This is a genomic window from Variovorax sp. Varisp36, assembly GCF_047304235.1.
Lineage (GTDB): Bacteria > Pseudomonadota > Gammaproteobacteria > Burkholderiales > Burkholderiaceae_C > Variovorax.
In genome coordinates this window covers 107,049-129,625 of record NZ_JBGLYU010000004.1, presented here as the reverse complement: position 1 = coordinate 129,625, position 22,577 = coordinate 107,049, and the positions used below count along the sequence as shown (strand labels likewise).

Genomic DNA, 22,577 nt, shown 5'->3' with positions numbered 1-22,577 from the left:
TCCCCCAGCGGGGGAGGGAGCAAGACGGGGAATCATGGGGTGACCGCTTCGGCCTCGGCCGGCGTCGCCCGCACCATCCGCTTGAGTTCCGGAATGCACGATCCGCAGTTCGTGCCGCACTTCAGGGCCCCCTGCAGCTTGGCCAGCCGCTCGTCGGCCGTGCCGCTGCAGCGCCCCAGCTCGGTCTGGATCGCCACGTCCGCGACGTTGAAGCATGTGCACACCGTCTTGCCGCGCGACTGCACCGCCACCGGTGCCTTCGAGCCCGGCGACAGCAGCAGGCGGCCATAGCTCTGCGCCGGCAGCTCTTCCCGCAGCAGCGTGGCGATCCAGGCTTCCGCGCTGGTGTCGCCGCCCAGCAGGAAGGCCTCGAGGCCGGCGCTGCCGTCGACGCGGCGCACCAGCCGCGCGGAGCGTCGCTGGCCGCGCCGGCGGTCGGCGTAGCGCAGGGTGTCGGCGGTCTGCAGGCCGAGCAGGGCTTCGATCTTCTCGACCAGCGCCTCGTCGGGCGCGTCGTGCGCGGCGGCGCGGAACAGGATGCCGCTGCGCTCCTGGCCTTGGGTGTTGCCCGCGAACGGCACGCAGGTCGCAAAAGGAAACAACGCCATCAGCGGCTGCAGCGCGCGGTGCGTGGCCAGTGCCGCGTCGGCGGGCAGCCAGGCCATGGCCAGCAGCGACCACGGCAGTTCGGCCTTGAGGATCTTCACCGGCGTGTGCTTCAGCTCGGGCTGCTTCGAGGTCGGGCAATAGGCCGGCGTGGTGAGCGCGTTGATGCCCGCCAGTCGCACGCCGGTCGACGAGCAACCGCTCAGGTATTCCTCGCCCCAGTGCATGGCGACGAAGGCCTGGCTCAGGCCGATCTCGGCGCTGGCGCGCGCGGGCAGCATGATCGAGCCCCGCTTCGAGGTCAGGTGCACGAGGTCGCCTTCGCCGATCTGGCGGCGCGCCATGTCCTGCGCGTTCATCTGCACGACTGGCTCCGACACGTGCCCGAACAGCCGGCCGGCCGTGCCGGTGCGGCTCATGCCGTGCCACTGGTCGCGCAGGCGGCCGGTGTTCAGCGAGAAGGGGTAGCGCGCTTCGCGGGCCTCGGCCACCGGCTTGTAGACGGTGTCGACAAAACGGGCGCGGCCGTCGGGCGTGGGGAACACGCCGTCTTCGTAGAGGCGAATGCGGCCGGTGCTTTCGCCTTCCTTCAGCGGCCATTGCTGCGGGCCGGCGGTTTCCAGCATCGCGTAGCTCAGGCCGGTGATGTCGAGGTCGCGCCCACGCGTCGATTCGCGGTGTTCGTTCCAGACCGATTCGGCCGTCTCGTACGGGAACAGCGTGGGCGCGCGGCCGAGCTGCCGTTCGAGCCGGTGCGCGAAGGCCACCGCGATCGACCAGTCGTTGCGCGCCTCGCCAGGTGCGGCAACGGCCGGGCGCACGCGCGAGATGCGGCGCTCGCTGTTGGTCACGGTGCCTTCCTTCTCGCCCCAGGTGGTGGCGGGCAGCAGCAGGTCGGCGAAGGCGCAGGTGGCGGTGGTGGCGAAGGCTTCCTGCACCACCACGAACTCGGCGCGCTCCAGCGCGCGGCGCACCGTCGCCTGGTCGGGCATCGATTGCGCGGGGTTGGTGCAGGCGATCCACAGCGCGCGGATCTCGCCGTCGGCCGCGGCCTGGAACATCTCGACCGCCGTCTTGCCCGGCTTCTCGGGCACCGAGGGCACGCCCCACAACGCGGCCACTTCGGCGCGGTGATCGGGGTTCGCCAGGTCGCGGTGCGCGCTCAGCAGGTTGGCCAGGCCGCCGACCTCGCGTCCGCCCATCGCATTGGGCTGGCCGGTCAGCGAGAACGGGCCCGCGCCGGGCCGGCCGATCTGCGCGGTCGCCAGGTGCAGGTTGATGAGCGCGGCATTCTTCGCCGTGCCGCTCGACGACTGGTTCAGGCCTTGGCAGTACAGGCTCAGCGTGGCAGGCGATGTGGCAAACAGCCGTGCGGCCGCGAGCAGGTCGTCCTTCGAGATGCCGCAGGCCTGCGCCACCTTGTCGGGCGTGCATTCGCGCACCGTGGCCTTCAGCGCGTCGAAGCCACTGGTGTGGGCGGCGATGTACTTCGCATCGATCCAGCCTTCCCACAGCATCAGGTGCAGCATGCCGTTGAACAGCATCACATCGGTGCCGGGCTGGATCGGCAGGAACAGGTCGGCGATCTCGACCGTGTCGGTACGGCGCGGGTCGGCCACGATGATCTTGAGCGCGGGGTTCGCGGCCTTCGCGTCCTCGATGCGGCGGAAAAGAATGGGGTGTGCCCACGCCGTGTTGCTGCCCACGATGAACAGGCAGTCGGCATGCTTCAGGTCGTCGTAGCAGGCCGGCGGCGCATCGGCGCCCAGCGTCTGCTTGTAGCCGGCGACCGCGCTGCTCATGCACAGGCGCGAATTGGTGTCGACGTTGTTGGTGCCGACCAGGCCCTTGGCGAGCTTGTTGAAGACGTAGTAGTCCTCGGTGAGCAGCTGGCCCGACACATAGAAGCCGACCGCGTCGGGGCCATGGTCGCGGATCACCTGCGCGAACTTGCCTGCGGCGTTGTCGAGCGCGGTGTCCCACGCAACCGCCATGGGCGCTTCCGCGCGCACCAGGCGCTGCATGGGCTGCAGCAGCCGCGTCTGGCGCGTGACCGTTGCGCTGGCCGTGAGGTGCAGCGTCGAGCCCTTGGTGCACAGGCGGCCAAAATTCGCCGGATGGTCGGGGTCGCCGCGCACGCCGGTGATCTCGTCGCCACTCGATTCGATGATGACGCCACAGCCTACGCCGCAGTAGGGGCAGGTGGAGCGGGTTTCCCGCATTGCACCCGCTCCCTCCGGGAGCGAGCGGGGGTGAGGGTCGACGGCGCTCACGAAGGTCACGCTGCTGCCCTCACCCTAGCCCTCTCCCAGGGGGAGAGGGGACAACACCTTGGGACCGGCAATGGGGCGTGGCAGGTCGATGGCGTGCGTGGCCAGTTCGCCCGCGTCGAGATGCACCACGCCGTCTTCCACCTTCACGGCGAACTTCGGCGTGCAGCCTTCGTCGGGCGACTTGGCGCAGCCGTCGTCCAGCCCGATCGCCCAGTTGTGCAGCGGGCAGGCCACGCTGGTGCCGAACACGATGCCCTGGCTGAGCGGGCCGCCCTTGTGCGGGCAGCGGTCGAGCAGCGCGAACACCTGGTCCTCGGCATTGCGGAACACGGCGACGTCCACGCCGGCAGGCCGCGCCACGCGGCGGGCGCCGAGCACGGGGATGTCGTCGATGCGGCAGATGACTTTCCAATCGCTCATGGTGGGCTCTCTTTTCGTCTACGTCTTGATTTCTGAGTACAGGCCGGTGACGCGGTCCATGATCGCCAGCAGGTTCTCGCTGGCGACGAACACGTCGGACATCAGGGCGGGCGACGCGCCGGCGCCTTCGAGGCGCTGCAGGCCCCGGTTGAAGAACATCCACTGCGCATCGGCCAGCACCAGCTCCTGCCTGATCTGCGCGGTGGCCTCGGGCGCGTTGCGCAGCACTTCGAGCGCGGCCAGGAATTCGGCGCGCGACTTGCCGATCTCGGCCGTGCTGCCCGCCGGGTCGATCTGCATTGCCGAGGCCAGGTAGAACTTGGCCATGCGCTGCGACAGCATGCGCTGGCGGCCCGCGATGTTCACGAGCTTGCCCACCGGCCTGCCCGAGGCGGCTTCGTACTGCGCGGTGCCCTGGTTGGCCAGCGCGAGCACGGCGGCGTCGAGCTTCACGACTCGGGTGGCTTCCTCCTTGCCGGGCGTCATGCCCGTGAGTTCGCGCTTGAACTCGCCCCAGGCGTTGTCGAGCGACTCGTAGGTGCCGCGAATGGTCGGGTTGGGCGCGAAGGCTTTCAGCTCGCCGAGCTGGCGCTCGAACAGCGCGATCGACTTGTCGAGCACCTGCTGCGCGTTGCGCGATTCGACGTTCTGCACCAGTGCCAGATATGCCTTGCTCGCGCGCTGCGACAGCATGCGCTGGCGGCCCGCCTTGTTGATCGCATCGTTCAGGTCGGTGACCTGGGCATTTGCGCCCAGCCCGGCGCCCATGCCGGCGGCGGCCGCGGATGCGAGGAAAGCCCTGCGCTTCATGCGGTCAGCGGCGTGAACTGCCGCACGTCCACCGAGGCCTGCGCCGACTCGAACCACGGATCCGGCTCGCCGTCGAGCGCGAACTGCAGGCGCTCCCACAGCGTCTTGCGGGCCTCCGCGTCTTCGAGGATCCGCTTCTTCACGTAGTCCAGGCCCACACGGCCGATGTAGTGCACCGTGCGTTCCAGGTACCAGCCCTCTTCGCGGTACAGCTGCAGGAACGCGCCCGCGTACTCCATCACCTCTTCGCTGGTCTTCACCTTGACGAGGAATTCGGCCACCTCGGTCTTGATGCCGCCGTTGCCGCCGACGTAGATTTCCCAGCCCGAATCGACGCCGATCACGCCCACGTCCTTGATGCCGGCCTCCGCGCAGTTGCGCGGGCAGCCCGACACGGCCAGCTTGACCTTGTGCGGCGAGTACATGGCCCACAGCGCGCGCTCCAGGTCCTTGCCCATCTGCGTGGAGTCTTGCGTGCCGAAGCGGCACCACTCGCTGCCCACGCAGGTCTTCACCGTGCGCAGCGACTTGGCATAGGCAAAGCCGCTGGGCATGCCGATGTCCTTCCAGACGTTCTCCAGGTCTTCCTTCTTCACGCCCAGCAGGTCGATGCGCTGGCCGCCCGTGACCTTGACGGTGGGGATCTTGTACTTGTCGGCCGCGTCGGCGATGCGGCGCAGCTCGTCGGGCGTGGTGTGGCCGCCCCACATGCGCGGAATGACGGAGTAGGTGCCGTCCTTCTGGATGTTGGCGTGGCTGCGCTCGTTGATGAAGCGGCTCTGCGGATCGTCCTTCGCTTCTTTCGGCCAGGTGCTGATCAGGTAGTAGTTGATGGCCGGGCGGCAGGTGGCGCAGCCGTTGGGCGTGCGCCAGCCGAGGTTGCGGTAGACCTCGTCGTGCGTGAGGTAGTGCTGCTTGCGGATCGCGTCGCGCACGTCCTGGTGGCTCACGTCGGTGCAGCCGCACACGGCCTTCTTCTTCGGCGTGGCCGAGTAGTCGCCGCCGGCGGTGAACATCAGGATCTGCTCGACCAGCCCGGTGCACGAGCCGCAGCTCGCGCTGGCCTTGGTGTGCTTCTTCACCTCGTCGAGCGTGAACAGGCCCTTGTCCTTGATGGCCTTGCAGATCGTGCCCTTGCTCACGCCGTTGCAGCCGCATACCTCGGCGTCGTCGGGCATGCTCGCGGCCTTGCTGTGGCCCTCGTGGCCGGTGTCGCCGATGTTGGATTCGCCGAACATCAGCTTGTCGCGAATGTCGTGCACGCTGCGGCCATCGCGCAGCAGCTTGAAGTACCAGCTGCCGTCCACCGTGTCGCCGTACAGGCAGGCGCCGACCAGCTTGTCGTCCTTGAGCACCAGCTTCTTGTAGACGCCGCCGAAGGGGTCGCTCATGACGATCTCTTCGGTGCCTTCGCCGCCCATGAACTCGCCGGCGCTGAACAGGTCGATGCCAGTCACCTTGAGCTTGGTGGAGGTGAGCGACCCGAGGTAGCGGCCGATGCCGAACTGGGCGAGATGGTTGGCCGCCACCTTGGCCTGCTCGAACAGCGGCGCGACCAGGCCGTAGGCGATGCCGCGGTGCGCCGCGCATTCGCCCACCGAATAGATGCGCGCGTCGGTCACGGTCTGCATCGTGTCGGTGACGACGATGCCGCGGTTGCAGTGCAGGCGCATCTTCTCGGCCAGCTCCACGTTGGGGCGGATGCCGACCGCCATCACCACCAGGTCGGCCGCGACCTCTGTGCCGTCCTTGAAGCGGATGGCTTTGACGCGGCCCTCTTCATTGCCGACCATGTCCTGCGTCTGCGCACCCATCAGGAACTTGAGTCCTCGGTCTTCCAGCGACTTCTGCAGCAGCTTGCCCGCCACGTCGTCGAGCTGGCGTTCCATCAGCCAGGGCATCACGTGCACCACCGTCACGTTCATGCCGCGCAGCATCAGGCCGTTGGCGGCTTCCAGGCCCAGCAGGCCGCCGCCGATGACCACCGCGTTCTTGTGCGTGCGCGCGGTCTCGATCATGTAGTCGGTGTCGGCGATGTCGCGGTAGGCGATCACGCCCTTCAGGTCCTTGCCTGGCACCGGCAGCATGAAGGGGTTGGAGCCGGTGCACATCAGCAGGCGGTCGTAGGCGGCTTCGGTGCCATCTTCCGCGCGCACGATGCGCTTCACGCGGTCGACCTCGACCACCTTCTTGCCGGCATGCAGCGTGATGTGGTTGTCGCTGTACCACTCCCAGCTGTTGAGCACGATCTCGTCGACCGTCTGCTCGCCGGCCAGCACGGGCGACAGCAGGATGCGGTTGTAGTTGGGATGCGGCTCCGCGCCGAAGACGGTGATGTCGTACAGGTCGGGCGCGATCTTCAGCAGCTCTTCGAGCGTGCGCACGCCGGCCATGCCGTTGCCGACCATCACGAGTTTCATTTTCTTCATGGGGCCCTACCTTTCGTCGAATCAAGCAAGCGAGTGCCCGCGGCGCGCGAGGAGAATCGCGCCATGAGCTTTGAAGTGGACATCGGCTACAGCAGCCAGCGCGGACCGCGCGAGCTGAATGAAGACTTCGCCGGCGCGGTGCATGCGCCGCGGGGCGACGAGGCGCGCGGCCTCATCGCGGCCATTGCCGATGGCGTGTCCAGCGGCGGGCACGGCCGCGAGGCGGCGCAGACCACGGTGATGGGCCTGCTGGCCGACTACTTCGCCACGCCCGATACCTGGGAGCCGACCGCCGCGCTCGACCGCCTGATCGGCGCGCAGAACGGCTGGCTGGCCGACCACAACCGCCGGCGCCAGGGCAAGGACGGCGGCGGCACGGCGCTCACCACGCTCACCGCACTGGTGCTGCACGGCCAGGGCTACACGCTGGCGCATGTGGGCGACACGCGCGCCTGGCGTGTGCGCGCGGGCGGCGAGCCGGCCGTGCCGCTCACGCAGGACCATGCCTTCGACCATCCCGACATGCGCAGCCGCCTGACGCGCGCCATCGGCCTGGACGACCAGGTGCGCGTCGACTACGTGCAGGGCGACGTGCGCGTGGGCGACTGCTTCGTGCTGAGCTCCGACGGCGTGCATGGCGTGCTCAGGCCGCAGCAGGTGGCCGCGCTCGCCTTGCAGGGCGACGCCGAGGCGGCCAGCGAGGCGCTGGTGCGCGCGGCGCTGGAGGCCGGCACGCGCGACAACGCGACGGCGCTGGTCATCCGCGTGGTGGGGCTCGACGCGCGGCAGCTCGACGACGAACTCGGCGACGGCCGCCGGCTCGCACCACCGCCCGCGCTGAAGGTGGGCGACGTGCTCGACGGCTACGCCATCACCGCGCTGGTGGCCGACACCGGCGTGCACCTGCTGTACCAGGCCAGGCATCCGGCCACGCGCGAGCTGGTCGCGCTGAAGACGCTGCACCCCTCGCGCGCCGGCGACCCGCAGGAGCGCGCGATGCTGGCGCACGAGGCGTGGCTCGGTTTGCGCGTCGGCGGCAACGGCTTCGTGCGCGTGCACGAGCGCGCCGCGGATGCGAGCGCGCTGTACATCGTGTTCGACTGGCACGGCGGCCGTACGCTGGAGCAGCTGCGCAAGGCGAACGCGCGGGGCGCGGTGGGCGAGGTCGTTGCCGCCGCCATCGCACTGAGCCGTGCGCTCGGCCGGCTGCATCGCCAGGGCGTGGTGCACCGCGACATCAAGCCGGGCAACCTGCACCTGGGCGAGGACGGCCGCTGGCGCATCATCGACCTGGGGGTGGCGCTGTCCGGCCGCGAAAGCGCGGCGCAGCGCGAACTGCATGCCGGCACGCCGAGCTACATCAACCCCGAGCAATGGGAGGAGGGTGGCGTCGCCGATGCGGGCAGCGACCTGTTCGCGCTCGGCGTCACGCTGTACCAGTGGCTCACCGGCCACCTGCCTTACGGCGAGATCGAGCCCTACCAGGTGGCGCGCTACCGGCGAGACCCGGTCGCGCTCTCGCGCCTGCGGCCCGACGTGCCGATCTGGCTCGACCACCTGGTGCGCAAGGCCGTCGCCCGCGATCCGCGCGAGCGCTTCGAGACCGCCGAGGAGCTGCTGCTCGCATTGGAGCGTGGTGCCTCCCGCCCGGTGAATGCGCCCGCCGCCACGCCACTGATCCGCCGCGACCCACTTGCGCTCTACCAGCTGGCGCTGGGCGTGTCGATACTGTTCAACCTCTTGCTGATCGTGTGGCTCCTGTTCCTGCCACGTTGAACGGAGGTCGGCGGGGCGGTTCATGACCGGGCAGCTTTCCGCGAGTTGTTGTTGACTGCGGGCGAAGCATGTACCGGTGCAACGCGCGCTCGGCCACCCTTCTCGGCCCAGGTGCGGGTCCAGCGGATCTGCATCACGCGCATCACGCCCAGCATCGCTAGCGACAGCATCGCGAAGAACACGAAGCCCCACAGGTAGCTGCCCAGATACTGCTTCGACAGGCCCATGGCGTTGGGCACGAGGCCACCGCCCAGCGCGCCGATCTCGCCGATCATCGAGCCGGCCACTGCCGTACTTGCGGGCCAGCGCAGCGGCACCAGCTGGAACAGTGCGCCGTTGCCCGCGCCCAGCGCGGCGAAGCACACGATCAGCACCAGCGTGGTGACGGCCAGCGAGCCCGGCGAGACGCCCACCAGCACGAGGCTCACGGCCACCACCAGCAGCACAACGGTCAGCGTGTTCACGCCGCCCCAGCGGTCGGAAAGCCAGCCGCCCACGATGCGCACCGCCGCGCCCATGAAGGCCGCGAGCATGGTCAGCTGGCCGGCCTGCACCTTGCTCACGCCGAACTGGTCGTAGTAGTAGGAGGGCAGGAAGGTCGTCAGGCCGATGAAGCCGCCGAAGGTCACGCCGTAGATCAGGCTGAACACCCAGCCGTCCTTCTCGAACAGGCAGGCGATGTGCTCGCGAAAGCTCGAATGGGCGTTCACGTCCGGCGGTTCCTTGGCGAACACCACCATCACCACCATGGGAACCAGGATGGCGACCGCGGCCACGCCGTACACCGCCTGCCAGCCCAGCCACAGTGCGAGCGGCGGCGCCACCAGCACCGACACCGCGGTGCCCACGTTGCCAGCGCCCACCAGACCCATGGCCAGGCCCTTGTGCTGCGGCGGGAACCAGCCCGAGCCCAGCGACAGCGCCACGCCGAAGCTCGCGCCCGCGATGCCCAGCAGCACGCCCATGGCGAGCAGGTTGTTGAAGCTCTTCACGAAGAAGAAGCCGAACAGCATCGCCACCGCGATCAGGCCCATCTCGACCAGCGTGGCCTTCTTGCGGCCGATGTACTGCGAGAGGATGCCGAGTGGAAAACGCATCAGCGCGCCCGCGATGATCGGCACCGACAGCATCAGGCCCTTCTGCGCCGGCGAGAGGTTGAAGGTTTCGCCGATGAAGGGCGCCATGGCGCCGTTGAGCACCCAGATGCAGCAGGAGAACGAGAAGTACAGGAAGGCCGCGAACAGCGTCGGACTGTGGCCTGACTGCAAGAAGTTCTTGAAACTGGACATGGCGTTCAAAGGTGCAAAAAGCCGCGGCCTGACCCTGGATGGGCCGTGTCGACGGACGGGGTTGGAGACGGAGTGCCGGCAGCGGACGCTGTCGGCGTGGGGGTGCGCTCGGCATGTGCGTTGCCGAGCCGGATGCAGGAGCCTGCAGCCTCACCAAAGCGGTGCTTCGTTACACCGCGGTCCGTTCCATGCAAGAGGCATGCCTGCGAATTCGCGCGGGCGTGGCCTATGCTCGCGGTGCGCTCCCACACCGCTTTTCCAAGATGCCCCTTCTCGTTGTCCTGCCCGATGAAACTGCTGGCCCCGTGCTGCCGGAGGCGCTTGCACAGGCGCTGTCCGACGCCAGTCTCGAGGTGGTCGGCTGCGCGGATGCGGGCACCTTCGCGCGGCAGGTCGAGGCGCTGGCCCCGGCCCAGGCCTTGATCTGCCTGCCTTTGCCCACGCCCGCATTGCTCGACGCGCTGCGCGCGTGGTCCGGCGTGCCGCCATGTGCGCTGAGCTTCGTCGGCGAGCCGTTGAGCGGTGCGCAGCACGAAGAGCTGGTGCAGCTCGGCGTGCAGGCGTGGATGCTGAACGATGCCGTCGATGCCGCGTCGCTCGCCGCGCTGGCCGCTCGTGCCCAGGCCCGCTGGCAGCGCGAGAGCGTCTTGCGCACCGAACTGGAGAGCCTGCGCACCCGCATGGACGAGCGCAAGTGGGTCGACCGCGCCAAGGGCCTGCTGATGTCCGCGCGCGGCATCGGCGAGGACGAAGCCTTCGGCCTGCTGCGCGGCGCGGCGATGCACGCCAACCTGCGGCTCGGCGAGGTGTCGCGCTCGGTCATCGAGGCGGCGCAGTGGGCCGACGCGATCAACCGCGCCGGGCAGTTGCGCATGCTCTCGCAGCGGCTGGTGCGCGTGGCGGCGCAGCTGCTGGGCAGCATCGATGCGCAGCGGGCGCGGGTGCTGCGCACACAGTCCGCCGAGCGGGTGCAGCAGAACCTCGATCACCTGGCGGCCCTCGGGCTCGATGCGGCTGGCGCGCAGGCGCTCGTACAGGCGCAAGCCGCCTGGAGCGGGCTGGCTCCGGCCTTGACGGCGCGGCCCACGGCGGCGGGACTGGCCGACGTCGACCAGCGCGCCGAAGTGCTGCTCTCGGCCGCGGAGGCGCTGACCGAGGCGCTCGAAGCCTCGGGCGCGCGGCGTGCGCTGCGCATCGTCAACATCTGCGGACGGCAGCGCATGCGTGCGCAGCGGTTGGCGAAAGACGCGCTGCTCGCTGCCACGCTGAAAGAGAAAGCCGCGAATGCGCGGCTGGTGCCCACCATGGCCGAGTTCGAGGCCGCCTTGCTCGAACTCGAGCGCGCCCCGCTCAGCACCACGGAGATCCGCACCGCGCTGGCCAGCGCCCGCGACGAATGGCTGCGGCTGGTCGGCGGCGTGCACGCGCTCGACAGCGCCGATGGCCGCGCCACGCTCGTTCGCTCCAGCGACGCGCTGGTCGACACCTTCGAGCGCCTCACGGCGTCGTACGAGCACAGCCTCCAGGTGATCATGTCGTGAACCTGGCACACCCCCAGGCTTCGCGCACTGCGTGTCGCTACGCCAAGCCCCTTGCAGGGGGGCAACACCTGCGGCCCGGCAAAGCCGGTTCCGCGGTGTTTGCTGGAAGGAAGGCATGGCTCGACGCGCCTGGGCGCTGTGTCGATCTGTCAGGCCGCGGCCTTCTCCACGTGCGCCTGGCGCGTGTAGAGGAAGTCGATCACCGCCTTGCGCGCGTGCACGTAGGCCGGGTCTTCGGCCAGCTCGACGCGGTTGCGCGGGCGCGGAATGTCCACGGCCAGCACGTCGCCGATGGTGGCGGCCGGACCGTTGGTCAGCATCACGATGCGGTCGCTCAGCAGCACCGCCTCGTCCACGTCGTGCGTCACCATGACCACGGTGCTGTGCGTCTTCTGCACGATGGCCAGAAGCTCGTCCTGCAGCTTGGCGCGGGTGAGGGCGTCGAGCGCGCCGAAGGGCTCGTCCATCAGCAGCACCTTGGGTTCCATCGACAGCGCGCGTGCTATGCCCACGCGCTGCTTCATGCCGCCGGAGATTTCGCCGGGGCGCTTCTGTGCGGCGGGCGTGAGACCCACCAGCGCCAGCGCGGCATCGGTGCGTGCGCGCAACTGCGCCTTGCTCTCGGTGGCCGCGAAGACGCGCTCGACCGCGAGGTAGACGTTCTCGAAGCAGGTGAGCCAGGGCAGCAGCGAATGGTTCTGGAACACCACCGCGCGCTCGGGGCCGGGGCCCTTGATCTCCTTGTTGGCGCACAGCAGTGAACCTTCGCTGGGCGTGGTGAGCCCGGCGATGAGGTTCAGCAGCGTCGACTTGCCGCAGCCCGAGTGGCCGATGAGCGTGATGAACTCGCCCTTGGCCACGTTCAGGTTCACATCGCGCAGCGCGACGAAGCGGCCCTTGGGCGTCTTGAAGGCCTGTTCGACGCCGTGGATCTCGATGTACTTCGAATCATCGATCATGACTTCACCTCTTCGAACGTGAACGCAGTGGCGAGCTTGATGAGCGCAAACTCCAGCACGAGGCCGACGATGCCGATCACGAAGATCGCGATGATGATGTTGGCGACGTTGAGGTTGTTCCACTCGTCCCACACCCAGAAGCCGATGCCGACGCCGCCCGTGAGCATCTCGGCCGCCACGATCACCAGCCACGCGGTGCCCACGGCCAGCCGCACGCCGGTCAGCATGTAGGGCAGCACTGCGGGGAACAGGATCTTCGTGAGGATCTTCCATTCGCTGAGGTTCAGCACCTTGGCCACGTTCATGTAGTCGCTAGGCACGCGCTGCACGCCCACGGCGGTGTTGATGACCATCGGCCAGATCGAGCAGATGAAGATGGTCCAGATGGCGGCCGGGTTGGCGCCCTTGAACACCAGCAGGCCGATGGGCAGCCACGCCAGCGGCGACACCGGTCGCAGCAGGCTGATGAGCGGGTTGAACATGCGCGAGAGGAACTCGAAGCGCCCGATCGCGAAGCCGGCCGGAATGCCGACCAGCGCCGCGAGGCCGAAGCCCAGCGCCACGCGCTGCAGCGACGAGAGCACGTTCCAGCCCACGCCCTGGTCGTTCGGCCCCTTGCTGTAGAACGGATCGCTGAACACGGTCACGGCCTGCTGCCAGGTGGCCGCTGGCGTCGGGAAGCCAGTGGTGCTCTTCATGGCCACCACCTCCCAGATCAGCAGCAGCAGGCCGAAGCCTGCGAGCGGCGGCAGCACGCGCATCCAGAAGGCGCGCAGGTCGAGTGGCGTTCTCGGTTTCTGCTCCTTCTCCCTTCTGGGGAGAGGGGTGGGGTGAGAGGCGGCTTCGGCGCGGGGCTTGCCCTCGCCCCGGCCCTCTCCCGCGCGCGGGAGAGGGAGGGAGGCTTCGAGCGGTGAATGAAAAACGGCGCTGACCATGGTGTTCTCCCTATGCATGAAGCTTGAAGGACTCGGCGTACTTCTTCGGATCCTTGCCGTCCCAGACCGAGCCGTCGAACAGCTTGCTGGTGCGCATGGTTTCCTTGGGCACCGGCGTCTGCGTGGCGGCGGCGGCCTGCTTGTAGATGTCGATGCGGTTGATCTCGGTAGCGACCTTCAGGTAGTCGGGGTGCTCCTTCAGCAGGCCCCAGCGCTTGTGCTGCGTGAGGAACCACATGCCGTCCGACAGGTACGGGAAGTTCACGGCGCCGCCGTTGTAGAACTTCATGTGGTTGGGGTCGTCCCAGCTCTTGCCCAGGCCGTTGGTGTAGCGGCCCAGGATGCGCTGGTTGATGGCGTCCACGCTCGTGTTGACGTAGCTCTTGTCGGCGATGGTCTCGGCCATCTTGTTCTTGTTCTGCAGGCCGGTGTCGATCCACTTGCCGGCCTCGAGGATGGCGGCCGTCACGGCGCGTGCGGTGTTCGGGTACTTCTTCGCGAACTCGGCGGTGCAGCCAAGCACCTTCTCGGGGTGGTCCTTCCAGATGTCCTGCGTGGTGATGGCCGTGATGCCGATGCCGTCCATGATGGCGCGCTGGCCCCAGGGCTCGCCCACGCAGTAGCCGTCCATGTTGCCCACGCGCATGTTGGCCACCATCTGCGGCGGCGGCACGGTGATGTTCTTGACGTCCTTGAACGGATCGATGCCGGCCGAGGCGAGCCAGTAGTACAGCCACATGGCATGCGTGCCGGTGGGGAAGGTCTGTGCGAAGGTGTATTCGCGCTTCTCCGTTGCGATCAGCTTGGCGAGCGAGGCCGCATCGACCGCACCCTTGTCCGAGAGCTTCTTCGACAGCGTGATGGCCTGGCCGTTGTTGTTCAAGGTCATGAGCACGGCCATGTCCTTCTTCGGGCCGCTCAGGCCCAGGTGCATGCCGTAGACCAGGCCGTAGAGCACGTGCGCCATGTCGATGTCGCCGTTGGAGAGCTTGTCGCGCACGCCGGCCCAGCTGGCTTCCTTGCTGGGGACGATCTTCACGCCGTACTTCTTGTCGATGCCCAGCACCGAGGCCATCACCACGCTGGCGCAATCGGTCAGCGGGATGAAGCCGATCTTCACTTCCTCCTTCTCGGGCTTGTCCGAGCCCTGGGCCCAGACGGCGGCGCGCAGCGCGGGGTCGATGCCCACGGCGCCGATGGCGGCGGCTTGCAGGACGCGGCGTCGGCTGAGGCGGGTTGTGAGCAGGTCGGTCATGGGCGGGGCTCCGGTTGAAGGCGAACAAACAAAAGACAAAAACAAAAAAGGCGTCCGCACCGCGCAGGGGCTGCTCGAAAACGAGCCCTTGCGGGATGGGGACGCCTTTGTCCGGTTCGGTAGCAAGCACCCGCCGTTGGGTGCCGCCTGCCTGAAGACCCGTTGGGGGCCTGTGAACGAAATGCTTGCAAGCGGTGTGCCAGCCTTCAGGACCTGGGTGCTGCTATCAAGAAAGTAGCTCGATGCAGTGGCGCAGCACGGGCGAGGGCCCGATCGGGCCGCGCAGCGCCGATCGCACAGTTGTTGTGCGCTGCACCAAGTTGAACGGCCGGGGGTGCTTCAGCGAGAGGGCACGCGGTCGAGCATGGGCAGGTAGTCGGCCATTGCCAGCATCGACTCGGCCACGTCGACCAGCCGCCGCTTCTGGTTCATGGCGGTCTGGCGCAGCATCTTGTGCGCCTCTTCCTCGCTGAGCCGGCGGTGCGCCATCAGCAGGCCCTTGGCGCGCTCGACGATCTTGCGTTCATTGAGCGAGGCGCGCACGGTTTCGAGCTCGTCGCTCATGGCCTGCAGGCGGTGCGACTGCTCCTGGACCATGTCGAGCACCGAGCGTTCGAGGTGGCGGCCGAACTGGGCGGGCGTGGCGGCCTGCGCGTCGGCGTCGTCGAAAAACAGGGCGCCGGCCTGCGGCGCCAGCGTGTCCAGCAGCTGCCGGTAGTCCTGCAACTCGCTGCGCGCCTGCGCGGTCTTGCGCTCGCACAGTGCGCGCAAGACTGCGGCCAGGCGCTCTTCCACGGTCTTCATGGCGTCGATGCGGCGGGTGCAGCAGTCGAACCAGGCCTGGCTCAGCGGCACGTCGGCCGGGGCGGAGGTGGCGCCGCGCCGGCGGATGCGTTCGAGCTCCGCCACTTCGGCGTCAGGCTGGCTGCTGCGCCAGAGCGCGAGCACGGCCGGGCCGGAGAAATCGGTGAACACCTGGAAGCAGCGCTCCTGCGACTCGATCAGGTGCTGCCACTGCAGTCGCTGCGCCTCGTCGCTGCGGCCCAGCGCCAGTGCGGCGGCACCGAAGGCGCGCTCCTGGCCGGCAAATTCCTTGCCCTGCATGAAGTTGAACATCGCGACCAGCAGGCGCGAGATCTCGGGGTCGGTGGCGCCGTCGGCGGCTTCGAACACCACCGACAGCAGGCCGGCAACGAGCTTGGCGAAGGCGGCGGTGGACTGCGCAGGCTGCAGCTCGAGCGCATCGATGCGGCGGCGAAGCGCAGGCAGGGCGTCCAGGCCCGGGAGCACCCAGGCGATGCGGCTGAACAGGCGCGCGCTGTGGCCGGCGCCAGCGCCGCGGTGGTCGTCGGCTTCGAGCTGGTCGAAGCCGGCGCGCACCTCCTGCTCGAGCGCCATGCATTCGGCGATCTGCGGGCCGCGCTGGTCTGCGAAGCGGCCGCCGTGCGACGCGAGGAACATGTTCGACATGCCCCGCTCGCGCTGCAGCGCGTGGACGAGGCGGCCGATCACACCCACCAGCTCGCTGGTGCGGGCGAGCCGGTCCAGCTCGTCGATCTCGCAACGGCGGGCGGCGATCAGAAAACTCAGTCCGGATTTCATGGTGGGAGGGGCGCTGACCCTCTCACTGCAACATCCGTGCCTTGCAGGACGCCGTTTGCCCCTTCGCGGGCGGCCGCACGGGGCGCCGCCTACACTCGGCGCCATGCTCTTGTTGGGAATCGAATCATCCTGCGATGAAACCGGCGTGGCGCTGGTCGAGTCGCACGGCAGCGCGCTGCCGATGCTGCGTTCGCACGCGCTGCACAGCCAGATCGCCATGCACCAGGCCTACGGCGGCGTGGTCCCCGAGCTGGCCAGCCGCGACCACATCCGCCGCGTGCTGCCGTTGACCGAGACGGTCATGGCCGAAGCCGGACGCTCGCTGGCCGAGATCGACGTGGTGGCCTACACGCGCGGGCCGGGCCTGGCGGGCGCACTGCTGGTGGGGGCCGGCGTGGCCTGCGCGCTCGGCGTGGCGCTTGGCAAGCCGGTGCTGGGGGTGCATCACCTAGAGGGACATCTGCTGTCGCCCTTCCTGAGCGCCGATCCGCCGGAGTTTCCGTTCGTCGCGCTGCTGGTGTCGGGCGGCCATACGCAGCTGATGCGGGTGGACGGCGTGGGCCGCTACGAGCTGCTCGGCGAAACCATCGACGACGCGGCCGGCGAGGCCTTCGACAAGAGCGCCAAGCTCATGGGTTTGCCGTACCCCGGCGGACCGTGGCTCGCGAAGCTGGCCGAAGGCGGCAACGCAACGGCCTTCAAGCTGCCGCGGCCGCTGCTGCACAGCGGCGATCTCGATTTTTCCTTTGCCGGCCTGAAGACGGCCGTGCTCACGCAGGCCAAGAAGCTCGGCGACCAGCTCGACGCGAACAAGGCCGACCTGGCGGCGTCCACGCAGGCGGCCATCGTCGAGGTGCTGCTGAAGAAGTCGCTCGCGGCACTCGACCAGACCGGACTCAAGCGGCTGGTGGTGGCGGGCGGGGTGGGGGCCAACAGGAATCTGCGCGAACAGCTGAATGCCGCGTGCGCAAAGCGCAAGGTGCGTGTGCACTACCCCGAGTTGCACCTGTGCACCGACAACGGCGCCATGATCGCCATGGCTGCGGCGATGCGCCTGCAGTCCGGGCTGTCGCAGGCGAGCGAGCGCTATGCCTTCGACGTCAAGCCGCGATGGCCCATGGCGTCGCTCTCGTCGGCTGAGGCGCCGCTGCCGCAGGCTGCGTAGCCGGCTGCCGCGAGCGGCCGATTGCCGGCAGCGGCAGCACGTCCAGCACATTGCGCCACAGCTGGCGCCATTGCGGCCAGTCGTGGCCGCCCTCGATCGTGAAGACGCGTCCCGGCGGCAGGGCGTCGGCCAGCAGCTTGTGGTTGCTGGCAAAGCGGTCGTCCAGCCCGAAGCCCAGGTACAGCGGCGGCAGGTTCTTCGACGGCTTGGCGTCCAGGTACTGCTGGAAGAAGGGCCAGAGCTTGCGGTCGGGCTCCTCGTCGGCCTGCGGTCCGGTGGGCGCCTGCCAGGCGCGCAGGCCGCCGGCCTTCCTGATCTCCGCGCCGAGCACCCGGCGCCCCAGGTAGGGCGCGAGTGCCACGATGCCGTCCACCGAGCCCGGCCGCGCCAGTTCGTGGATCAGCGCGCCGAAGCCGCCGATGGAAATACCCACGAGCCAGATCGACTTGTAGCCCCTGGCACGCTGGGGCTCGATGACCTCGGTGTGCAGGCGCTCGCTCAGCGTTTGCTCGTAGTAGTAGGAAACGTCCGCGTCCACCAGCAGCGCGTCCGCCGCCAGATGGCGCTCGCGCACCGCGGCGATGAACCCTTCGCGCTCGAACTCGTCGGGCTTCAGGTAGGCCCCGGGGAGGAACACCAGGAGCGTGTCGGACTGTTCGTTGGGATCGGCAGGTTGAAGGTGCGTTTTCATGGTGCCTTTTGGGGGCACCCGAACCGCACCGGCAGGGAATTCGGTGCGTTACGAGACGCCCACGAAGAAAAAAGTTCTAAGAAAACGTCACATCATGTGACGTTATTCAGCGCTATTGTGAATAAGGTGCTCGTTTAAAGTCAAAACGAGGCCGTTACCAACATTTTCTTCTTGTGGGCATAGGCCAGACTAGTTGATTTGCAACTGTGCGGCCTGGCTCGCGGGCACCAGTTTGCCGAGCTTCAGCGTGAGCACGCCGTTCTCGAGCTTGGCCTCGCTGGTGGCCACGTCGATGTCCTGCGGCAGTTCGTAGGCGGCCTTGAACTGGCGCTTGGCTTCGGCCTTGCTGTCGATGCGCAGTACGGCGCCTTCGATGCTGATCGCGAGGTCTTCGCGCGCAAGGCCCGGCACGTCCAGCGAGAGGGTCCAGCTCTTGTCGTCCTGTTCCACCAGCGGGGAGCGGCGGGGGGCGGCGAAGGCATCGTTCACGAAGCGTTCGAAGGCGCGGTCATAGGCGCGGGGAGCGAAGCGGGCGGTGCGAAGGGTGGGGGCGAAAAGCATGGTGAAGAACTCCTGAGTGAACACAATGGGGACAAGGAATGTGTGTCCCTTACACTGCGCGGCCGTTCCATCGTGAGTGCCGCTTGAGACCTCATCTAGGCGCATCGGCACGCGTTTCAAGACAATGAATCTCCCCTTTATTTGGCGTCGCGAGGCCTTGAAATTCGCGGCGCTGGCGCTATGCGCGAGGCCGTTCGCCGCGCTGGCGCAGGCGGCCCCGCCCGCACCCATTCGCCTGGCGCTGATCGAAAGCATGAGCGGCCCGTTCGCCAACACCGGCGAGGCCGTGTTCCGCAACCTGCTGTGGGCGGTGGAGCGCGTGAATGCGCGCGGCGGCGTGAAGCTGCCCGGCGGCGCGCGTCCGTTGCAGCTCGACCGCTACGACAGCAAGGGGCAGAACGAGGAGGCGCTTTCCGCGCTGCGCGCCGCGTTGGACGACGGCGCGCGCATCGTGCTGCAGGGCAATTCGTCGGCCACGGCCTCGGCGCTGGTCGATGCCATCGACAAGAACAACGAGCGCGACCCCGCGCGCCGCGTGGTCTTCCTCAACTACGCGGCCGTCGACCCGGCGCTCACGAACGAGCGTTGCAGCTTCTGGCACTTCCGCTTCGACGCGCATGCCGACATGCGCGTGGCTGCGCTGATGGATGTGGTGAGGGACGATGCCGCGCTCAAGCGCGTCTACCTGATCGGCCAGGACTACAGCTTCGGCCAGGCCGTGCTGCGCGAGGCGCGCCGGCAGCTCGGTGCGCAGCGCCCCGACGTGGAGATCGTGGGCGACGAACTGCATCCGATGGGCAAGGTGAAGGACTTCGCGCCCTACGCCACCAAGATCATCGCGAGCGGCGCGCAGGCGGTGGTCACGGGCAACTGGGGCAACGACCTCACGCTGCTCGTGAAGGCGGCACGCGAGGCGGGCTTCAACGGTACTTTCTATACCTTCTACGGCAATGCGCTGGGGGCACCGGCCGCCATCGGCGATGCGGGCATCGGCCGCGTGATCGCCGTGGCCGACTGGCTGCCCAACGTGCAGACGGCGCAGTCCGAAACCTTCTACCGAGCCTTCCGCACGCGCTTTCCGAAGCCGGCCGACGACTATGTGCACATGCGGCTGCAGCTGATGATCGAAGCGCTCGTGCAGGCCATCGAGCGTGCGGGCAGTGCCGACGCGGTGCCGATGGCGCGCGCGCTGGAGCAGGCCGACGTGAGCCTGTACGGCCAGCGCGGGCGCATGCGCGCGACGGACCATCAGTTCCAGCAGCAGCTCGTCGTCGGCGTGATGGACCGGCAGGGCAGGCCGGGCGTGCAGTTCGACGTCGAGGGCTCGGGCTACGGCTTCCGTGTGGTCAAGACGATTCCCGCCGAGCGCGCCGAACTGCCGACCTCGTGCAAGATGAAGAAACCTTGAATTTGGCTCTCCCCGCAGGCTTCGCGCACTTCGTGTCGCTTCTCCCTCCCCCTCACCGCGGGCAACACCTGCGGCCCGGCAAAGCCGGTTCCGCGGCGTTCCTGAAAAAAGAAAGGTATTTCCATGCGTTCTGCGATCCATCAGCTTGAAGCGTCGAAGATCCGCGAAGTCGCCAACGCCGGCATGGGCCGCGACGACGTGCTGGCCTTCTGGTTCGGCGAAAGCGACGAAGTCACGCCCGAGGTGATCCGCCAGGCGGCCATCGATTCGCTGCAGCGAGGCGAGACCTTCTACGCCCACAACCTTGGCCTGCCCGAGCTGCGCGAAGCCATCGCGCGCTACACGAGCGGGCTGCATCCGGCGGTCGATGCCTCTCGCATCGCCGTCACCTCGGGCGGCGTGAGCGCGCTGATGCTCGCGGTGCAGGCGCTGGTCGATGCGGGCGACGAAGTGGTCGCCGTGACGCCGGTGTGGCCCAACCTGACGGCTCAGCCCGCCATCATGGGCGCGCGCGTTCGTACCTTGCCGCTGGTGCCGGTGAACGGGCAGTGGACGCTCGACCTGCCCGCGCTGCGCGCGGCGGTCACTTCGAAGACGAAGCTGCTGATCGTCAACGCGCCCAACAATCCCACGGGCTGGACCATGACGCGCGATGAGCAGCAGGCCGTGCTCGACCACTGCCGCCAGACCGGCACGTGGATCCTCGCCGACGAGGTGTACGAGCGCCTGTACTACGAGCCGACGCCCAATGCCTGCGCGCCGAGCTTCCTCGACATCTCGAAGCCCGACGACCGGCTCGTCGTCACGCACAGCTTCTCGAAGAGCTTCCTGATGACGGGCTGGCGCCTGGGCTGGCTGGTGCTGCCGCCGTCGATGGTGGACGACATCGGCAAGCTGATCGAGTTCAACACCTCGTGCGCCAGCGTGTTCACGCAGCGCGCCGCCATCACAGCCATCGAACACACGAGCGAGATCACGCCGCGCGTGGTGGCGCACCTGAAGCACTGCCGCGACACGCTGGTGCCGCTGCTGGCGGCGCTGCCGGGCGTGCAGGTGGCTTCGGCCAAGGGTGGCATGTATGCCTTCTTCCGGCTCGAAGGCTTCGGCGATTCGCTCGAAGTGGCCAAGCGGCTGGTCGCCGAGGCGGGCCTGGGGCTCGCGCCGGGCAATGCCTTCGCGCCCGAGGCGCAGGGATGGCTGCGCTGGTGCTTTGCCTCGAAAGACCCGCAGCGGCTGGTGAAGGGCGTGGAGCGCCTGCGCAACTGGCTGGCGGAGCAGCCGCAGCGCAAGGGCTGATCCGGCCGTCTGCAATTTCGTTCAATACGCGGCGTGACCGGACCGCGAAGCTCGGACTTTTCTCGAAAGCGAAAGGTCTGGCATGTCGGAACGGTTGAAGGGAATGGCGCTGTGCGCGCTGGCGATGGTCACGGTGGGCAGCACGGTGGTGGCCAGCAAGGTCATCGCAGGCGGACTCCCTCCGTTCACCGCGACCGCGCTGCGGTTCGCGATGGCGCTGCCGGTGTTTCTCCTGCTGCTGCGGCTGACGCGCACGCCTTGGCCTCGCCCCGACCGGCGCGACCTGGTGCTGCTCTTGTTCCAGGCGGGTTTGGGCAGCGTGGGCTATACGGTGCTGCTGATCCTTGGTGTGAGGTGGGCGCCGGCCGCCAGCGCGGGCGTGGTGGCCGGGACGCTGCCTGCCGTTGCGGCGCTGGCGGCGGTGCTGGCTTTGCGCGAGCGGCCGGGGCGATATCTGGTGGGCAGCATCGTGCTGGCGACGGCAGGGGTGCTGGCAATCAGCTGGCCGGGCGAAGGCTCAGCAGGGGACTCCAAATCGGCCGCGGCGTTCGCCGGCAACCTGCTGATACTGGGTGCGGTCGTGTGTGAGGCAATGTTCATCCTGCTCAACAAGCGGCTGCGCGTGCCGGTGCGTCCCCTGGCGCTGTCGACGCTGATGGCAGCCTTCGGGCTCCTGCTGTCGCTGGTTCCGGCGCTGTTCGAGCGGGCCTGGGAGCGCCCGTTGCCGAACGATGCGCTGATCGGCGTCGCCTACTACGCGCTGGTGCCGACGGTGCTGGGCTTCGTCCTCTGGTTTGCCGGGGCGGCCAGGCTGAAAGGGGCCGAAGCGGCGCTTTCCACTGCGCTCCTGCCGATTTCCGCACTGATACTGGCTGCCCTCTGGCTGGGGGAAAGTATCAGCCTGGCGCAGATCGGCGGGGCCGCCTGCGTGCTCGGCGCGGTAGGCCTGGCTTCGCTCGATGGCAGGAGTGGCAAGGGGCTCGACCCGGCAGCGGCCCCTTCGTGAAACACCGAGGAACCGGCTTTGCCGGGCCTCAGGTGTTGCCCCCGGTAGGGGGTAGGCGAAGCGACACGAAGTGCGCGCAGCCTGGGGGCGAGCTATAATTCCAAGGCTTTGCATGCCGCAAGGCGCACGGTGAGGGCAGTTCCAGCGCTCACCGCAAGTCAAACACCTAGGAACCAAGGAAATCATCATGATCGCAGCCTCCATCAAGGCCGAAGTCGTCAAGGACAACGCCCGCGCCGCCAACGACACCGGCAGCCCCGAAGTGCAAGTCGCACTGCTGACCGCCCGCATCAACGAGCTCACCCCCCACTTCAAGACGCACGCCAAGGACCACCACGGCCGTCGCGGCCTGCTGCGCATGGTGAGCCGCCGCCGCAAGCTCCTCGACTACCTCAAGTCCAAGGACGCCGACCGCTACACCGCGCTGATCGCCAAGCTGGGTCTGCGCAAGTAAATCGAATCGCATGAAAAAACGCCTGGGTTAGTCCGCTAGCTCAGGCGTTTTTTACTTCGCGATCCACTTTCGGAGTGCCAAACAGAGCGAAGCTGTGTCAT

18 protein-coding genes are annotated in these 22,577 nt (G+C 68.2%); 7 read left to right on the top strand and 11 right to left on the bottom strand.

The annotated features are described in order from the left end of the window. Positions 1 to 32: 32 nt before the first annotated feature. From ACCD11_RS04270 to nirB, 4 genes are all read right to left on the bottom strand, one after another. Positions 33 to 2,828, bottom strand: coding sequence for a molybdopterin-dependent oxidoreductase (locus ACCD11_RS04270; RefSeq protein WP_413312572.1), 2,796 nt, complete (start codon positions 2,826 to 2,828; stop codon positions 33 to 35). A 75-nt stretch (positions 2,829 to 2,903) separates the two neighbouring features. Next, a complete protein-coding gene (nirD, locus tag ACCD11_RS04265; RefSeq protein WP_007833669.1) occupies positions 2,904 to 3,299 on the bottom strand; it encodes a nitrite reductase small subunit NirD in 396 nt (131 codons plus the stop codon). Between the two features lie 18 nt (positions 3,300 to 3,317). Further along, the gene (locus ACCD11_RS04260) at positions 3,318 to 4,109 is read right to left on the bottom strand and encodes a type IV pili methyl-accepting chemotaxis transducer N-terminal domain-containing protein (protein ID WP_413312571.1); all 792 of its coding nucleotides are present in this window, start codon (positions 4,107 to 4,109) and stop codon (positions 3,318 to 3,320) included. Beyond that, positions 4,106 to 6,538 (bottom strand): nitrite reductase large subunit NirB, encoded by a 2,433-nt coding sequence (gene nirB, locus ACCD11_RS04255; RefSeq protein WP_413312570.1) that lies wholly within the window; start codon positions 6,536 to 6,538, stop codon positions 4,106 to 4,108. The genes ACCD11_RS04260 and nirB overlap by 4 nt, the downstream gene beginning before the upstream one ends. Before the next feature lie 63 nt (positions 6,539 to 6,601). Between nirB and ACCD11_RS04250 the strand changes: the two genes are divergently transcribed. Beyond that, positions 6,602 to 8,314: a bifunctional protein-serine/threonine kinase/phosphatase gene (locus ACCD11_RS04250; protein ID WP_413312569.1), complete on the top strand. Its 1,713-nt coding sequence runs from the start codon at positions 6,602 to 6,604 to the stop codon at positions 8,312 to 8,314. Between the two features lie 20 nt (positions 8,315 to 8,334). Here ACCD11_RS04250 and ACCD11_RS04245 read toward each other — a convergent pair whose 3' ends face one another. Beyond that, the gene (locus tag ACCD11_RS04245) at positions 8,335 to 9,603 is read right to left on the bottom strand and encodes an MFS transporter (protein ID WP_413312568.1); all 1,269 of its coding nucleotides are present in this window, start codon (positions 9,601 to 9,603) and stop codon (positions 8,335 to 8,337) included. 263 nt (positions 9,604 to 9,866) lie between these two features. Between ACCD11_RS04245 and ACCD11_RS04240 the strand changes: the two genes are divergently transcribed. Then, complete coding sequence (locus ACCD11_RS04240) at positions 9,867 to 11,144, top strand: ANTAR domain-containing protein (protein WP_413312567.1); 1,278 nt, start codon at positions 9,867 to 9,869, stop codon at positions 11,142 to 11,144. 149 nt (positions 11,145 to 11,293) lie between these two features. On the opposite strand, the gene ACCD11_RS04235 is transcribed toward ACCD11_RS04240, so the two are convergent. The 4 genes from ACCD11_RS04235 to ACCD11_RS04220 all read right to left on the bottom strand — a co-directional run bounded on the left by ACCD11_RS04235 (position 11,294) and on the right by ACCD11_RS04220 (position 15,895). Then, the gene (locus tag ACCD11_RS04235; protein ID WP_413312566.1) at positions 11,294 to 12,103 is read right to left on the bottom strand and encodes an ABC transporter ATP-binding protein; all 810 of its coding nucleotides are present in this window, start codon (positions 12,101 to 12,103) and stop codon (positions 11,294 to 11,296) included. Beyond that, positions 12,100 to 13,038: a nitrate ABC transporter permease gene (gene ntrB, locus ACCD11_RS04230; RefSeq protein ID WP_413312565.1), complete on the bottom strand. Its 939-nt coding sequence runs from the start codon at positions 13,036 to 13,038 to the stop codon at positions 12,100 to 12,102. Before ntrB ends, ACCD11_RS04235 begins: the two co-directional genes overlap by 4 nt. A gap of 10 nt (positions 13,039 to 13,048) precedes the next feature. After that, a complete protein-coding gene (locus ACCD11_RS04225) occupies positions 13,049 to 14,293 on the bottom strand; it encodes a CmpA/NrtA family ABC transporter substrate-binding protein (RefSeq protein ID WP_413312564.1) in 1,245 nt (414 codons plus the stop codon). Between the two features lie 339 nt (positions 14,294 to 14,632). Further along, positions 14,633 to 15,895 carry a nitrate- and nitrite sensing domain-containing protein gene (locus ACCD11_RS04220; RefSeq protein WP_413312563.1) on the bottom strand — a complete coding sequence of 421 codons (1,263 nt, stop codon included), beginning with the start codon at positions 15,893 to 15,895 and terminating at the stop codon, positions 14,633 to 14,635. 103 nt (positions 15,896 to 15,998) lie between these two features. Here ACCD11_RS04220 and tsaD point away from each other — a divergent pair, with 103 nt between their 5' ends. Then, positions 15,999 to 17,060, top strand: a complete 1,062-nt coding sequence (gene tsaD / locus ACCD11_RS04215; RefSeq protein ID WP_413312562.1) for a tRNA (adenosine(37)-N6)-threonylcarbamoyltransferase complex transferase subunit TsaD — start codon at positions 15,999 to 16,001, stop codon at positions 17,058 to 17,060. Here tsaD and ACCD11_RS04210 read toward each other — a convergent pair. Both ACCD11_RS04210 and ACCD11_RS04205 read right to left on the bottom strand, forming a co-directional pair. After that, complete coding sequence (locus ACCD11_RS04210) at positions 16,996 to 17,751, bottom strand: alpha/beta hydrolase-fold protein (RefSeq protein WP_413312561.1); 756 nt, start codon at positions 17,749 to 17,751, stop codon at positions 16,996 to 16,998. The genes tsaD and ACCD11_RS04210 overlap by 65 nt on opposite strands. Before the next feature lie 189 nt (positions 17,752 to 17,940). Then, positions 17,941 to 18,312, bottom strand: a complete 372-nt coding sequence (locus ACCD11_RS04205; RefSeq protein ID WP_413312560.1) for an Hsp20/alpha crystallin family protein — start codon at positions 18,310 to 18,312, stop codon at positions 17,941 to 17,943. Positions 18,313 to 18,436: 124 nt separating this feature from the next. Here ACCD11_RS04205 and ACCD11_RS04200 point away from each other — a divergent pair, with 124 nt between their 5' ends. The 4 genes from ACCD11_RS04200 (at position 18,437) to rpsO (ending at position 22,476) form a co-directional block, all read left to right on the top strand. Next, the gene (locus ACCD11_RS04200) at positions 18,437 to 19,720 is read left to right on the top strand and encodes a branched-chain amino acid ABC transporter substrate-binding protein (RefSeq protein ID WP_413312559.1); all 1,284 of its coding nucleotides are present in this window, start codon (positions 18,437 to 18,439) and stop codon (positions 19,718 to 19,720) included. Positions 19,721 to 19,843: 123 nt separating this feature from the next. Continuing rightward, positions 19,844 to 21,016, top strand: a complete 1,173-nt coding sequence (locus ACCD11_RS04195) for a pyridoxal phosphate-dependent aminotransferase (RefSeq protein ID WP_007838628.1) — start codon at positions 19,844 to 19,846, stop codon at positions 21,014 to 21,016. Positions 21,017 to 21,098: 82 nt separating this feature from the next. Further along, positions 21,099 to 22,022: a DMT family transporter gene (locus tag ACCD11_RS04190; protein ID WP_413312558.1), complete on the top strand. Its 924-nt coding sequence runs from the start codon at positions 21,099 to 21,101 to the stop codon at positions 22,020 to 22,022. 187 nt (positions 22,023 to 22,209) lie between these two features. Then, the gene (rpsO, locus tag ACCD11_RS04185) at positions 22,210 to 22,476 is read left to right on the top strand and encodes a 30S ribosomal protein S15 (RefSeq protein WP_007837783.1); all 267 of its coding nucleotides are present in this window, start codon (positions 22,210 to 22,212) and stop codon (positions 22,474 to 22,476) included. Positions 22,477 to 22,577: the final 101 nt, after the last annotated feature.

Bases quoted from the DNA above. Each gene is read 5' to 3' on its own strand.
- ACCD11_RS04270 (WP_413312572.1), bottom strand. From the start codon at position 2,828: ATGCGGGAAACCCGCTCCACCTGCCCCTACTGCGGCGTAGGCTGTGGC.
- nirD (WP_007833669.1), bottom strand. From the start codon at position 3,299: ATGAGCGATTGGAAAGTCATCTGCCGCATCGACGACATCCCCGTGCTC.
- ACCD11_RS04260 (WP_413312571.1), bottom strand. From the start codon at position 4,109: ATGAAGCGCAGGGCTTTCCTCGCATCCGCGGCCGCCGCCGGCATGGGC.
- nirB (WP_413312570.1), bottom strand. From the start codon at position 6,538: ATGAAGAAAATGAAACTCGTGATGGTCGGCAACGGCATGGCCGGCGTG.
- ACCD11_RS04250 (WP_413312569.1), top strand. From the start codon at position 6,602: ATGAGCTTTGAAGTGGACATCGGCTACAGCAGCCAGCGCGGACCGCGC.
- ACCD11_RS04245 (WP_413312568.1), bottom strand. From the start codon at position 9,603: ATGTCCAGTTTCAAGAACTTCTTGCAGTCAGGCCACAGTCCGACGCTG.
- ACCD11_RS04240 (WP_413312567.1), top strand. From the start codon at position 9,867: ATGCCCCTTCTCGTTGTCCTGCCCGATGAAACTGCTGGCCCCGTGCTG.
- ACCD11_RS04235 (WP_413312566.1), bottom strand. From the start codon at position 12,103: ATGATCGATGATTCGAAGTACATCGAGATCCACGGCGTCGAACAGGCC.
- ntrB (WP_413312565.1), bottom strand. From the start codon at position 13,038: ATGGTCAGCGCCGTTTTTCATTCACCGCTCGAAGCCTCCCTCCCTCTC.
- ACCD11_RS04225 (WP_413312564.1), bottom strand. From the start codon at position 14,293: ATGACCGACCTGCTCACAACCCGCCTCAGCCGACGCCGCGTCCTGCAA.
- ACCD11_RS04220 (WP_413312563.1), bottom strand. From the start codon at position 15,895: ATGAAATCCGGACTGAGTTTTCTGATCGCCGCCCGCCGTTGCGAGATC.
- tsaD (WP_413312562.1), top strand. From the start codon at position 15,999: ATGCTCTTGTTGGGAATCGAATCATCCTGCGATGAAACCGGCGTGGCG.
- ACCD11_RS04210 (WP_413312561.1), bottom strand. From the start codon at position 17,751: ATGAAAACGCACCTTCAACCTGCCGATCCCAACGAACAGTCCGACACG.
- ACCD11_RS04205 (WP_413312560.1), bottom strand. From the start codon at position 18,312: ATGCTTTTCGCCCCCACCCTTCGCACCGCCCGCTTCGCTCCCCGCGCC.
- ACCD11_RS04200 (WP_413312559.1), top strand. From the start codon at position 18,437: ATGAATCTCCCCTTTATTTGGCGTCGCGAGGCCTTGAAATTCGCGGCG.
- ACCD11_RS04195 (WP_007838628.1), top strand. From the start codon at position 19,844: ATGCGTTCTGCGATCCATCAGCTTGAAGCGTCGAAGATCCGCGAAGTC.
- ACCD11_RS04190 (WP_413312558.1), top strand. From the start codon at position 21,099: ATGTCGGAACGGTTGAAGGGAATGGCGCTGTGCGCGCTGGCGATGGTC.
- rpsO (WP_007837783.1), top strand. From the start codon at position 22,210: ATGATCGCAGCCTCCATCAAGGCCGAAGTCGTCAAGGACAACGCCCGC.